The sequence below is a fragment of the Pseudomonas sp. RA_5y_Pfl1_P24 genome (assembly GCF_963970945.1).
Taxonomy (GTDB): domain Bacteria; phylum Pseudomonadota; class Gammaproteobacteria; order Pseudomonadales; family Pseudomonadaceae; genus Aquipseudomonas; species Aquipseudomonas tritici.
Map to the genome: position 1 here is coordinate 25,236 of NZ_CAXAOJ010000023.1, position 13,511 is coordinate 38,746.

General features: G+C 54.7%; 9 protein-coding genes. 6 read left to right on the forward strand and 3 right to left on the reverse strand.

The window, feature by feature from the left end; genetic code table 11:
- Positions 1–46 precede the first annotated feature (46 nt).
- The 5 genes from greB (at position 47) to AACY30_RS26475 (ending at position 8,754) form a co-directional block, all read left to right on the forward strand.
- Positions 47–535, forward strand: coding sequence for a transcription elongation factor GreB (gene greB / locus AACY30_RS26455; RefSeq protein ID WP_339541377.1), 489 nt, complete (start codon positions 47–49; stop codon positions 533–535).
- 70 nt (positions 536–605) lie between these two features.
- Positions 606–1,178: a DUF2971 domain-containing protein gene (locus tag AACY30_RS26460; protein WP_339541378.1), complete on the forward strand. Its 573-nt coding sequence runs from the start codon at positions 606–608 to the stop codon at positions 1,176–1,178.
- 238 nt (positions 1,179–1,416) lie between these two features.
- The gene (locus tag AACY30_RS26465; RefSeq protein WP_339541379.1) at positions 1,417–4,113 is read left to right on the forward strand and encodes an ATP-binding protein; all 2,697 of its coding nucleotides are present in this window, start codon (positions 1,417–1,419) and stop codon (positions 4,111–4,113) included.
- Between the two features lie 561 nt (positions 4,114–4,674).
- Positions 4,675–7,578, forward strand: a complete 2,904-nt coding sequence (locus tag AACY30_RS26470) for a UvrD-helicase domain-containing protein (RefSeq protein ID WP_339541380.1) — start codon at positions 4,675–4,677, stop codon at positions 7,576–7,578.
- 123 nt (positions 7,579–7,701) lie between these two features.
- The gene (locus AACY30_RS26475) at positions 7,702–8,754 is read left to right on the forward strand and encodes a restriction endonuclease (RefSeq protein WP_339541381.1); all 1,053 of its coding nucleotides are present in this window, start codon (positions 7,702–7,704) and stop codon (positions 8,752–8,754) included.
- Positions 8,755–8,815: 61 nt separating this feature from the next.
- Here the strand turns inward: AACY30_RS26475 and AACY30_RS26480 are convergent, their stop codons facing one another.
- Positions 8,816–9,160, reverse strand: a complete 345-nt coding sequence (locus tag AACY30_RS26480) for a hypothetical protein (RefSeq protein ID WP_151318898.1) — start codon at positions 9,158–9,160, stop codon at positions 8,816–8,818.
- Between the two features lie 327 nt (positions 9,161–9,487).
- On the reverse strand, positions 9,488–12,115 hold the full coding sequence (locus AACY30_RS26485) for an AAA family ATPase (protein ID WP_339541382.1): 2,628 nt from the start codon (positions 12,113–12,115) through the stop codon (positions 9,488–9,490).
- A 333-nt stretch (positions 12,116–12,448) separates the two neighbouring features.
- Between AACY30_RS26485 and AACY30_RS26490 the strand changes: the two genes are divergently transcribed.
- Positions 12,449–13,078: a hypothetical protein gene (locus tag AACY30_RS26490; protein WP_339541383.1), complete on the forward strand. Its 630-nt coding sequence runs from the start codon at positions 12,449–12,451 to the stop codon at positions 13,076–13,078.
- Between the two features lie 49 nt (positions 13,079–13,127).
- On the opposite strand, the gene AACY30_RS26495 is transcribed toward AACY30_RS26490, so the two are convergent.
- Complete coding sequence (locus AACY30_RS26495; RefSeq protein ID WP_339541384.1) at positions 13,128–13,511, reverse strand: MbcA/ParS/Xre antitoxin family protein; 384 nt, start codon at positions 13,509–13,511, stop codon at positions 13,128–13,130.

Genomic DNA, 13,511 nt, shown 5'->3' on the forward strand with positions numbered 1-13,511 from the left:
TGCCGACTAGCGGCACTGATCAGCCTGATTATTCTTGGAGCCAGTATTGCCAACCAATATCATCACCCGCGCAGGCCACAATGCCCTCAAAGCAGAATTGGATCATCTCTGGCACACCTATCGCCCCGAGATCACTCAAAAAGTGACTTGGGCGGCGTCCCTAGGTGATCGCAGTGAGAACGCGGATTACCAATACAACAAGAAGCTGCTTCGTGAAATTGACCGTCGGATCAGATACCTTCGTAAGCGATTAGAGGATATCCGCGTTGTGGATTATGCGTCCGAGCAGGAAGGCAAGGTATTCTTCGGGGCTTGGGTCGAAATTGACAATGAGGAAGGCGACAGCAAACGATTCAGAATTGTCGGCTACGACGAGATCTACGGACGCAATGACTATATCTCTATTGACTCGCCAATGGCGCGTGCACTTTTGAAAAAAGAGGAAGGTGATGAGGTCACGGTGCAAACACCGACAGGCGAAGCGACTTGGTTCATCGCACGTATTTCCTACGACCAAGACAACTCTCCCCATTGATCCCCGCTGCCGCCTTAGATGACTAGACGGGGAGTCATATTTCGCTCCCCTTCGTTTTGAGTCTTCACCGTTGGCGGAAAATCCCGACAATCTTCTGCTCTGGGCTCACTACGCCTCCAACCACAACGGAATGTGCTTAGGGTTCGAGTGGGACGAGACTGGCTTACCACCTGCTGAAGAGGTCATCTACCAGAACCGCTATCGCACGCTCGAATACTATTCGCACACTGAAGCTGAACTCGCCGCGATCTCTCTTCTGCAGAAATCGGCAGATTGGGCATATGAACGCGAATGGCGTTCTGTCGCTAAACCAGAAATGGAGTACACCAGCAGCTTTGCGCCTGACGAACACTACGAACAAGAGCTAGAGGTGCTTAGGTCGAATCCAAACCAGTCACCCTACTACTCCGAAGAGCAACTCAAAGAAAAATACACATTCCTGGTGGGTAATGTGACGGCTGAAGGTTCTGGGCCAGGGGTTTTCAACCAAAGTGCTCTGAAGGAAGTCGTGTTTGGCATGCGCATGAGTCAATCCGACGTGAAAGACCACATCAACACAATTGAGAGCTATGGGTTCAAGCCAAAATTTTTCCAAGCTCGCAAGAATGCCAAACGATACCAGGTGGATATCCACGAGCTCTAGGGCCTGGGCAGTAAGCCTTTTTGAGTACTCTGCATGGTAAGGCGCGAACCGTCGCCCACCATGAATGACCGTAGCGCTGGGGTCTGGTCATGCACACCCAGCGCGCTGGCCTAATCCAGTGCAAACGACTCGTCAGGTTGAATGCAATTGAGAGGTCGGTGGCAATGCAAACGGTTGGTCAAGCAGAATGCAATAACGCACTCCGCGGTTGATGCCAAGGAAAGCAGGAAGACACATCATGTCAGTCGATTACCCAACCCTTGATGAAGCCCAGGAAAAGCGGATCGCTGCTGTACATGGAGGCTTCCTGTATCAGCATCTGTTCGCGGTGGCTTGCCTGCTCAAAGCCAAGACATCAAACGTCCTGAGCGTGGTGATCGAGCGAGATGAAGACGTCGAAGTCGTGCTCGCCGATACCCGGATTTATGTCCAGGTTAAAACTCGCAGTGATCCCCTAATCCCGAGCGACCTCGGTACCGCCCTAGATCGGTTTCAGCTAATCCGTGAGCAACACGAGCAGGGCCTTCGACATGGCACTCCTCGCTTCGTGGTTGCCTCTAACCAGCCCCCTGGCCCGAAACTTAGTGCCCGTATCAAGCAGGGTGAATTGGGTGATGATGTGCAGTTCATCCATCCGGGCGAGATTCTCCCTGCGGAGCTTGCGTGCCTGCCGGGTTGCTGGACTGATCTGAGTAGCGCAGTGGCCGACTGTGTGAAGCTGGCAGAGACGATTCCTCATGGGGCATTGGTACCCGAATCGCTGGTATGGAAGCTGGCGGGAAAGGTGCAAGCCGCCGCCACTGGCCACCAGAACCTAGGTGGCTACACCTTCCACTCAAAATCGCTACCTGCCCTGTTCGAGCAGCTACTGACGCAGCTGCAAAGATTGCCGGCACTTCAAACCCACTATCTCCCGCAGATTGACGAGCCTGCACTCATCAACCGTGAGCGCATTCGGATCATCTGCGGCTTCTCCGGTGCGGGCAAGACATCATGGTGCGCTCAGGCCGCAATGCATACCCCGGAATCGTGCATCTACTTCGACGCACGTGAGACCGCGGGCCCGGCTTTCGCACGATCCCTGGTGAGGGAGATTGCCGGCGGGCTAGTCGACAAGCCCCATGAAATTGGCGAACTCTTTGCCCCGGACGCATCTGGCATCGATTCGATGACCGCACTGGGTCGTCACCTGGAGATCCAAGGCATAGAGCCATTGGTGATCATCGACAACGCTCACGAAATTCCTGCGGCAGATCTACAAGCCGTGTTCGGGTGTACCACGCAGATGCGGTTCATCCTCCTCTGCCAACCCGTCGGGTCGATTCAGGAAGTGGAGCAATTGTCGGGGGTGCGTCGGGAAGTGCTCCAGGGGTGGAACCTGGACTCCGTGGCGGCAGAGGCCTCTCGCCTGGGTGCCAAGGGCAATGTTGAGACCATGGAAAGGGTGCGCGTACTGACAGCCGGCATGCCGCTATATCTCCAAAGCGCCGCCAGACTCGCAGCCAAGGACTATGAGGGGGATCTATCCGCGCTTTGTACCGCGCTGGAGCAACAGGCCACGCTGGAAACGACAGCACAGGAACTCATTCTTACCAAGGTGTACCAGGGCCTCCCAGAAACCAGCCAGCACATCGTTACCCTTCTGAGTATGGTCGATGTCGCCATCACTCAAAACGAGCTGCAGAGCTTGATGGCAGCTTACGCAACAACACCTCCTGCTGCGGTCAATCAGGCCATCCGAGCACTTCGTGCGCTTGGCGTTTTGGAAGTGCAAGGCAGCCTCGAAATCAAACTCCACGATGCCATGCGATTGGTCGGAGCGGGCGAGTTGCACGCCGTGGCAGACTCACGCTTGCTGACAACCAAGGTGGTGCTCAAAGATCTGCTTCTGACTTCCCTGAAGCAAACGCGTAGCCACCATAAGCTCAGGCTGCTCATCAAGACGTTGATCGATCTTGAAGAGAGCGAGTTTCTCATTGAGCTGGCCGGGGAAGAGCTTTTCCAGGAAACGGGGCTAGGGCCACTGCTCATCGATTATCTAGAAAAGGCGTCCACCTCTTCTGATCTTGATGCAGAGACTAGATTTTGGGCGTTCGACTCTCTCTTCTTCATTACGAATCGATCGGAGAACCCAGAACAGAAATCGATCTATCTGTCCTCAATGGCCCAATTGGTAGCCAACCATCAGCTATCAGATCGGGCGGTACTTTCCTATCACCAAAAAAATATGGAGTGGCAGGGCTTACAAGAAAATGCCAAAGGTGTTCACGATGCTATCGAGCTCATCAAAAAATCACCCGCCCTGACCCCAGACCGACGTCTTACTTTGGATTACAACACCGCAGTGGCGCTATGGCGAATCCATGAAAACAAGGCTGCCGAAGCACTGATCGAGAAAGTCATCAATGAACACCTCAAGCTGCTCCAGATAAGTGAGCAGTGGATCCTGGGGCGCTCGACCAGCTCAGTCGTCGACCACCTCAGCAAGTTATCTCCGGAGGCAGCATTGGTAACCCACCTTGCAAATGCCTACGAAGTCAAAGCCATCCTACTGAAAAAACGAGGGGTGAACCCACAGCTCTATCGTCTGTATGCATGGAAATTTTTTGTGTGCACCCAGTCATTCAGTTCGGCTGTGAGAACTGGCCTGGACGCTGCTCAGGACATGTTGGATATGCGTGATTTTCACGCTGCCCGGACGATAGTGGGCAGCAACATTATCCCTCTCATCAAGCAAGCACACTTACTAGGCGAGCTCTCCAGTGCTCGCAGCTTCTACGCTGTGATCCTGGCCTACTGCAGAGACTTCGAAGCCGCCGACCGCGAGATGGCATCAATCGCACCGTTTCGCGCAGGGCTCACTGATGCCCAACGCAATGAGTTTGACTCCCAGCTGAGCTTGATCGAGGACATTCGAGCGGGTCGAGTAAGGTAGACCAGCACCTTGATGCCCTCCCGTTTGGGGGGCATCGCGTCCGCCTCAGTCACATTCCAAGCCTAATGACTTGATGACCTAACGTGCTACTGCGACAGCGGCGTGTAAACCATTTTTTCACACTGTAAACCTGCGTGGTTTACACCACCAAAAACTGGTTTACACGTTTTCTGTCATGCGTGCTTGCAGGTGCGAAGCGTGCCGGTAAACAGTTTGCGTCGTTCATGAGCTTTAGCCGTTAGATGCAGGCGTCTCGGGTGCTCCACGGCAAGTCGGCGTTGATGCCAGGAACAACCAGGCGTCTGACATACGGCTCCAAGCGCATCGCCAGGCCTCTGATCAAGCACTTCCGCTCGCCTGGCGACGACGTGCGCCGCTCCTGAGGGATCCAGCGAAATCCCGTCCATGGTCTTGAAATGTTGTGAGCATCGAGGTGGCATATCACAATGCCACTTCACTGGTGATACAGCGCTCTGCGTAACGCGCCAACAGTTCAGGCCCAGACAGCGTCGTGGGCAAGACCCGCCCATCATTCGAAAGGAAGTGCACCAGGCTCAGTTCATGATGCCGGTGCTGGTACAGAAGTTGACAGACATTAATCCACCCTGGTGGGCCCGATGGCTTCCATCAGCAGCGTATGCGCTGGGTATATCCAGTAGCGGCATTCAGATTCGCACACCCAAAGGCATCGAGAGCTTTGACTGGGCGGCCATCGGTCAACCGCCGAAACGTGCGCCCATAGTATTTCTGCACATGGCGTACGTCACGACGCCCCGGGGCACTTGGCGCCTTTACTTTCGAACAACTAAGCAACGCGATGCCGCTTGGCTGGAGCTCGTTCGATCTTGGTACATCCCGCGCATCATCGAAACCAAGGCACGCCTGGAAATGTTCGAACAAGGCCTCAAGGAGGAACGCTACCTTCGGACATCGAAATGGGAGCCCTATAGGCAGCAAGCGCTGTCCTGGGCAAGCACCTGCCCTCCCATTCCACCTGAGGGCATTCTCACTCCAGAGCACCACCGGCTGTTGGTCAAGATGAAGCGGCTTGTTCAACTACCCGAAGATTGGCTTACGAACTCCCGTGCATCCTACGTTGATCAAGCGCTGGTCGACTATCACGATCTCTTCGAAACGGTAGAAAGCCAACCGCTGACCACTGATCAGCGCAAGGCGTGCATCATCGACGAGGACAACAACCTGATTCTCGCCGGCGCCGGTACCGGCAAGACTAGCACCGTCATCGGGCGAGTCGCGTTTCTGGTTAAAAGTGGGCAAGCCAAACCCGAAGAGATCCTGATCTTGGCGTACGGCAATAAGGCTGCCATCGAATTGAGGGAGCGCCTGGAAAGCAAACTGGGCATCCAGGGCATAACAGCCGAAACCTTCCACCGGCTAGGCCGGTGCATCGTGAAGAAAGCAGAAAACAAGTCGATCGACATCAGCACCATGGCGACGGATAAAAAGGCTAAGGCCAAATTCGTCAACACGGCTTTCGAGGCCAAACAGCGTGAACCGGAATACCGAGAGCTGCTGCTCAGCTATTTTGAGCAATGGTTGCATCCGGTACGCAACCCATTCGAATTCCAGACGCTGGGTGATTACTACCGTTTCTTGGAAGACAACGATATTCGCACGCTGAAGGGCGAGGCAGTCAAAGGCTTCGGCGAGTGCGACATCGCGAATTTCCTCTTCAAGAATGGTATCGAATACCAGTACGAAGCTACGCTTAAAACCCCACTGCAATCCCCTGACCGAGCCACGTATCGGCCCGATTTTTTTCTTCCGGAATTCGGAATCTACATCGAGCACTTCGGTACAGATCGGCAAGGCAACACCGCTCCCTACATCGACCAGGCCAAATACCAAGCCGACATGGCCTGGAAACGCCAGGTTCACGCAGAGCGAGGCATCCCGCTGATCGAAACCTTCCACTATGAAAAACAAGAAGGCGTCTTGCTCAAGGTGCTGAAGCAACGCCTGACCAGCGCCGGCGTAGTGCTCAATCCTCTTCCTCCCGAAGCCGTCTTGGAAACCCTCCGGGAGTTCGGTGTCATCTCGAAGTTCTCGCTCATCCTGACAGATATGCTGGGATTGCTCAGGGCCGCGAATCTTTCCGATCAGCAGCAAGGCGAATTGATCGCCGGAAGCGCTGACCCTGGCCAGGTCGGTGCAGCCATCACGTTGCTGGCCCCCATAGTCGATGCGTACGTCGATGCGCTGCAGGCCGAAGAGAAGATGGACTTTGATGACATGATCAACAAAGCCAACCAGTACGTCCTCGACGGCACCTTCAAGAGCCCGTGGAAATACATCGTGGTGGACGAGTTCCAGGACATTGCCAAGTCTCGGGCCGATCTCGTGCAGGCCCTACGCAGGGGCCAAGACGATGGGTCACTGTTCTGCGTGGGTGACGATTGGCAGTCCATCTTCAGATTCACGGGCAGCGACATCAGCTTCACTGCTGACTTCAAAAAAATATTCGGGCCAACGGAGTCCAGCGAGCTCAGGAAGACCTTTCGCTTCAACAGCAAGATCGGTGCAGTCGCCAGCCGTTTCGTGATGCAGAACCCTCGCCAGATCGTCAAGGATATCCAATCCCATACGGTCGCTGACACACCGACCGTGTCTCTCGTCCGCGCTTCGATGGCGGACGACAAGGCTATCGACGAGGTGCTTGAGCGCACTGTGGCGCATCTCAGTACCATCGCGAAACCCGGCTCCTCGGTCTACTTCCTCGCCAGGTTCAAACACAACCTGCCCGACCTTGATCCCGTGAGTCGAAGGTTCCCAAACCTGGTCTTCAAGAAGGACTCGATCCACAGCTCCAAAGGCAAAGAAGCGGATTACGTCATCATCCTCGGGCTGAGCAAAGGTAAGTACGGCCTCCCCTCAGAGATCGTTAATCACCCCCTCATTGAAGCCCTACAGCCGAAAGCCGAGGCTTACCCCCATGCCGAAGAGCGGCGGTTGTTCTATGTCGCACTAACGCGGGCGAGACATAGGGTCTACCTGGTCTGCGACATGATGAGGTGCTCACCTTTCGTACGGGAGCTGATCCAAGGCGATTATCCCTTGGAGCTTGAAGAGCTCGCTGCAAGCCCTGAGCAAGTGAACGCAATCCTCGCAAACTGCCCTGTCTGCACTCAGGGAAGCCTGGTAAACCGTGTAAACAGAACTACCCGCGCACCTTTTATTGCCTGTTCAAACTGGCCGCGCTGCACCCATATCGAGAGCGGCTGCCGGCGCTGCAATGCCCCCATGACACGCTCTGGGAGATACCGGGTCTGCGTCTCCCCTTCTTGCAATGGCTGGGTCGCCGTTTGCCCCAGAAGCGGTGGAAGCATGGTGTTTCGAGACAAGGCCAAGAGTTGGGGGTGTTCTGATTATCGAGGGCTGGACGAGGGCTCTTGTCGGCACATGGAGCGCAACATCCAGGCACCTCCGAAAAAACCGGGGACATGAAAGCGTCCCGGCACCGCAACCTCCGTCCTTAGGGGGCTAGACATGAGTTCCAGGTAAAAGATCCATTACCCACACCGGCATGATGTGTTAGGTTTTCGCCATTTTACCCGCAAGGAAAATGGCATGGAGCAGGAGCGAAGTCTTCGTCAGTGGTACACAGAGCTTTCAGAGCTTGCTCCAGATGCTGATGCCGTCGCGAAACGCCGCCGCGGCTATGACTTTGAAAAAGTCTTGAAGGGCTTACTGGAGTCAGAGGGCCTGGAGCCCCGTTCTAGCTACAAATCTCCCGGCGAGCAAATCGACGGTTCGTTTTACCTGGATGGAGGCTTCCTTCTCCTAGAAGCGAAATGGCACGCGGATCCCATCCCGGCCTCCACCTTGTACCAATTCAAGGGCAAGGTCGATGGCAAGCTTGTCGGGACGCTGGGCGTTTTCATTTCGATGTCCGGCTACTCTGCTGACGCGGTCGATGCCCTCATCGCCGGCAAATCGCTCAATCTGATTCTCTTCACCAAAGAAGACATGGATGCGGCCATCATCCAAGAGATCGGATTCAAGCAAATCCTGAAGGAAAAATTGCGCAAAGCAGCAGAGGAAGGCTTGGCGTTTTACCCGATCGTGACCGAATTGGTGAAGACCTCAGCATCGGAGCCAGTGCACATTGAAAGGGCTCACTACGATCGAGTCACAGGGAAAGTGCTGCGCAATGGCGCCCAACCAGCAGCACCAACAGATCTGATTATTGTCTGCGAAAGCGACACTGACCGTGAAGTACTGGCCAATATTGTCCAGCGCATCCTGAGCGGATCAAAAACCGCTAAGAAAATCGAAATCATCTCAGCCCTAGGGAAAATTTCAGTACCACGGATTGCAAACAGCTTGCTGATGGCTAATCCCGACATACGAGTACTTACGGTAGTTGACAGTGATAATGACGTTGCAGGCTCACAACTCCTACTGTCAAACAACATAGAGCCCACCAACTGGGCACCTATCATCATTGATCCGCAAATAGAAGAATGGCTTGGGCTTTCTGAAGAAGAAATGCGTCGACTGCGTCGAAATGCGTCTCGCCTGAATCGTTATCTCCAAGCAGTTGAACAACTCGACATTGATCAGCTGAGAAAAGCTGACCCGGCATTCGACTCATTCTACCATGAAGTACTATCGGCTTAATTGCTGGCGGCAAGCGTGGGGCTCTATCTATAAGCCCCACATTCAACCATCGACCTCAGCCTCAAGCTTTCTGAGGTTTCAGGGTGGTGAAGGAGGTCTTCAGCGACTCCCAGTTATCGTTGATCCAGTCAACAACCTTGGGGCGGCCAGGAGCCGTTGACTTGAATTTCTCCTTGAGCATCCACTCCACGTAGAGACGGAACTGCGCGCTCATCTCCTCGCCGCTGTTGTAGACCACTGTTTTTTTGCCGTCCGCCCAGCCCAGGTGGTTCAGGAATTCGAGCATTTCATAGCCTTCTTTACGACTCAGATGGCTCGCATCTTTCTGGATCAGATGCGGATTATCGCCCGCGGTTGCCTTCCAGCTGTAATCGTAACGCAGGTCGCTTTTGGTAATCCTTGGCATGGGGCATTTCTCGTTGAGACCCGGTAGTGGGCCTCATACTAATGAGGGCGCGACGTGGTAGTTCAAGGTGAGTAATAGGCTCAAATTCTGAAAAACAGATTTCCAAAAATATCGATTGCCACAGCGAACTTCGAGATTCTCTCACCCCTCCTGTGCCCGCCATCTCTCACATGCGTAGCGCCGCCCTCTCAGAAAACATGACGGAACGCTTCCAATGCGGGAGTTTGATTGTCCGGGTGATAAGCCAGCACCAATCCAATGGTTGGCGACGGCCCGCTCAAAGGTACGGAACGACGCCAGCAGGATTACCTGCTGGTCATCCCCCCTTCAACCGTTCCTCAGTGCTTCAAGACCCCGATCCATTGCCAAGGCAGCCGTAACGATCGTGTTGACGGCGGCTCGATCAAACTCATGATCTTGCTGAGAGTCGTGTGTCCCACTGTTCAGATAGCTCCATTCAATCGAGGCGCCACTTACGTGAAGCAACGCGTCAAGCCCAGCGAGGAAGTCCTGGAGGCCCTGGGTAGAATTCGGAATCCTACCAAGCCCTGTTCGAAGCTTGAGACATTTGTTGTTCAACTCCCATTTGGCTCGGGGGCCTCCAAGCTTCAGCTCTAATCGCCCATCCTGACGCCTTCCAAACCATGTCCATGCCCGATCCGTCAAACTCTCGATTGCCGCCCTTGAGTGGCGCAATGCATCGCGCTTCTCTTCGGCTTGCAACGCCGCATGGGCAAGCAAAACGTAATTCTTTGTAGGTGGGTCGGTGTCGATACGCAGATGGTGTTCGCCATGGTGGGGAAGGAACCGGTACCGACGAATCTGCGCTGCCCGCTGGGCGCCAATCTCCTGCTGAATTCGGTGCAAAAATTCCTCGGCATGCGAGGTGAGGATGACCTGCTTGGCATCGAGCAGACCACTCTCAAAGAAGGTACGCCAGATGCCATCTCGATGCTCATCATCAATCGCGTTGACCACATCGTCGAAGATCACGATTGGGCAGTCCTCTGCGAGATTTTTCGCCAGAAGAATCGCCAGACCCAGGCACCGGATATGTCCCTCGCTCAAGATCAGCAAAGCGTCATAGCGCTCACCTGGCTGCCCTACGAATTCAATTTCGATTTTACCGTTTTCAGCCAATGGCAGCCATAGCGCATTGATCTGAGCTGGCCGTGGATCTTCCCGGTTGAACAGGTTGTAGAGATCCCGAGCACTGTCACCCAGCCCCTGCAGCAATTGAGCAGGCAATGCGGCCAGGTAAGCCTGCAGCTGGAGCAGATAGGCATCGTAGGCCACCTTGATCCGCCTATTGTGCTCAAGCGCCAGTGCCTCGCGTCCCACATCTTCGATCAATTGCTGATTATCAGCCTCGAATTGGGTGATCGTTGCTTGCGCCTGAGTGAACTCTTGAAGTGCTTGAGAGCGCATCAGCCTGCAGCGCTCGATTTCACCTCTGAACCCATCGAGCGTCTGACGTTGCTGTGCAAAGGTTTGTCTTTGCTCGACGACCTGACGGTTAGCAGCATCCGCCTGCTCAATGAGCGTCATAAGTTGCATCAGCGCTTGCCATGCCCTCTCATTGTCATTAATCCAGGGCTGCAGCCACTGACCGACAGAAGTGGGAGGAAGTGCGGGCAATTGAGCTGCCTGGAATTCGTTTGGGCATACCTGTGACGCGACATCGCACACCCGCTGCATTTCAACGAGCAACGACCGCAAGGCTTCATTGCAGTTATTGGTGGCGTCCACTGACCGCTGCTGCAGGGTTCTAAGCTCGGCGAGTTGCACCAATCCCGTTCGCGCGCGTTCAAATGGATCGTAAGCGACCCGATCCAGTGGCGTACCACAGGCCGGGCAAGCTGCTGCACCCTCTGCCAACTGCAGGAGGGAATCGTAGAGGTTGGAAAACGAAACGTCCGCTGCTCTGGCATTGAGCGCCTGCTGCGCCGCTTGGCTTGCCCTATGCCACTCATAGACCCGTGCGCGCATTTGCGATAGGCTCGCCGCAGTGCATCCATGGATGATGGGTAACGGTGACTCCAGGACACCGTGCAAATACGCTAACTGACCCTGCCTCTCCTGCGTGCCAAAAATCCAATCTACACAGCCTTGATAAGTGCTGCCCGGATAAATTCTGGCGGCCAACGCCTCCTCTTCCTGAGCAATCCCTAAGAGCCGTTGCGGATAGCCATCCAAGGTCTGCTGAGAGGCGGCTACCTGGTTGCGCCTTCCCTCCAATTGAAAAGCTTTGATGCTGGAAATACTAAGGTTTTCATCCAGCGTGGCATTGAAGCCACGGACAAACTCGCTGAACTGGTCGACGCCGAACAAGGTGGCGATCAATTGGCGCTGATCACCTGGAGTTCTTGCGGCGATGCGACCGAAGTCATCGAGCCGGTTTTTCTCCACGAAGCAGAAACGAAAGCTCTCTTCGTCTGCCTGCAGGGGAGCCGCGGGCGCACCGTTTAGCGAGCCCATCAACCGCGGCGCTAAATGGCGTCCCAAACGTGCATTATTACAGTAGGCGCGATTATCAAATCGCTTAGCCTCTGCCTCACTGATCGCGCCGAGCATGGCCATTTCGAGCGCTTCGAAAAAGCTGCTTTTCCCTGTCCCGTTCGGCCCGTAGATCAAGGTGATATCATGGCTCAGGTCGAATGATTCGGCCTGCATGAACCCTCGAAACGGGCCGACATCCAATCGATCCAGGCGCAAGTGACTGCGGGTAGCTTGAGTAAGCTGAGTGGCCCCGGGTAGGTCTGCATGCGTTTGAGCAAGCTGCTGAATCGCGAGAGGAGCCAGCCTCGTGGAGCGCCCGCGTCTTTGGGTACCTACCTCTGCGAGATCTCGAAGATTTTCCATGACCAGCTTCGCCATGCGCCGGACGTCATCGTGCACTGGCTGGCCGGCCAGATAGACCAAAAAACGCTGATATTCCGCCTGTAAACTCGACATGACCGCTCCGTATGTTGATCAAGTAACCGCACCCCCTCTTTGGGAAGCTCGGCAAAGAGCGTAGTCGGAAAAATGCGGTCCTAGCATGCGGCTACTCCCAGACGATGAATGTTAGCGACCACTGTGCGAAGTGATAAGAAAAGCAGAGTTGCAATCAAGCGGCATTGTCAGCCAGTAGCGGCGATGGTAGTGTCAGCACCAGGTGCTCGGTAGGTGCCTGCAGTCCACACTCGTGAAGCTTTAGCACTATCGTGACCGTTGGAAATATCCCAGCCTGAATCTCATCAGGTTGCTTTGTAGTGGACGCCGAGCAAGCATTTCAGGAGCTGCTCCATGCAGATTACCTACAGCCACATCAAGAAAATCAAGCGTGTCGCGAAAGAACTGAAGCACACCCACCCTTCCCTCAAACTCGGCCAACGGCAAGAAATCGCTGCTGTCCAAGAGCTTGGTGTCCGGAATTACCATGAGGCGATGCGTCTGTATGACAGATGGCTCATGCAGCATGTCCACACTCCCCCAGGTGACACTGGCGTTAGCAAATGCTCGTTCTGTGAGTTCAGCTTCTCAGCTGACCTCAAGCAGGATCGTGATGATCATCGTGAGATCCATGAGCGCTACCATGAAGTCAGCGAAGCGTTGGGATATGTCCCGGCTGGTTTGATGGATCGCGAACGGATGAAGCGTGACGGACGTGTGCAGGCGTTTTCTACGGGAGACCTGGAAACAAGGATCGAAGGGCTACTACTGGCACTACGTGGCTGGTTCGACCGTTCCCTCTCCAGCGCGATCCACCGCGGATACTGGCGCAAACATCCGACGTTCGACGCCTACGTGTCTATGATCCAGGATACGCTCTCCGACAACTATGATGAGCTGAAAGCCGAGCTCAAAACCAGATACGGGTACCGCCCGGGACAAATTGCTCCCGGTGACAGTAATTGGTATACGAACGCGCGCTAATCCTGGTGTGGGCCTTATCTCACGGGTAAGGCCTGCTGGAGACCTCAGCTTACATGCAGCTGCCATGCTCAATCCGCATCAACCAATCAAGGACATCTGAGTACCCTGAAGGCTGGGACAGCAGGACGCACGGGGCTTTATGACCTAGCTCAACTTTGGGCTTTCTCATCCAGCCGTCTGCAAGCTCATTTCCGCCAAACACTTGCACGGCGATCACGGAGATCTGCTCATACCTCACCTTGAAGCAGCGGTGCTCCACACTCCAACAGGCCACGGGTGCTCGAACGCAACATGCAATAATTCCAAGCTCGCTCATTGCTTGGAGCTCCCTGTCAGTCTTGAGAGACTTAGAACTTTCGGCTTGGTCTAAACAAGCGCGAGACTTCAGTTGCTCCACCATCCAAGCCTGCGCCTGATTGAAGTCATCCATCAT

What these genes read in the sequence shown, in the direction of transcription:
- AACY30_RS26465 (WP_339541379.1), top strand. Translation starts at nt 1,417, where the DNA reads ATGTCAGTCGATTACCCAACCCTTGATGAAGCCCAGGAAAAGCGGATC.
- AACY30_RS26470 (WP_339541380.1), top strand. Translation starts at nt 4,675, where the DNA reads ATGATGCCGGTGCTGGTACAGAAGTTGACAGACATTAATCCACCCTGG.
- AACY30_RS26475 (WP_339541381.1), top strand. Translation starts at nt 7,702, where the DNA reads ATGGAGCAGGAGCGAAGTCTTCGTCAGTGGTACACAGAGCTTTCAGAG.
- AACY30_RS26480 (WP_151318898.1), bottom strand. Translation starts at nt 9,160, where the DNA reads ATGCCAAGGATTACCAAAAGCGACCTGCGTTACGATTACAGCTGGAAG.
- AACY30_RS26485 (WP_339541382.1), bottom strand. Translation starts at nt 12,115, where the DNA reads ATGTCGAGTTTACAGGCGGAATATCAGCGTTTTTTGGTCTATCTGGCC.
- AACY30_RS26490 (WP_339541383.1), top strand. Translation starts at nt 12,449, where the DNA reads ATGCAGATTACCTACAGCCACATCAAGAAAATCAAGCGTGTCGCGAAA.
- AACY30_RS26495 (WP_339541384.1), bottom strand. Translation starts at nt 13,511, where the DNA reads ATGATGGATGACTTCAATCAGGCGCAGGCTTGGATGGTGGAGCAACTG.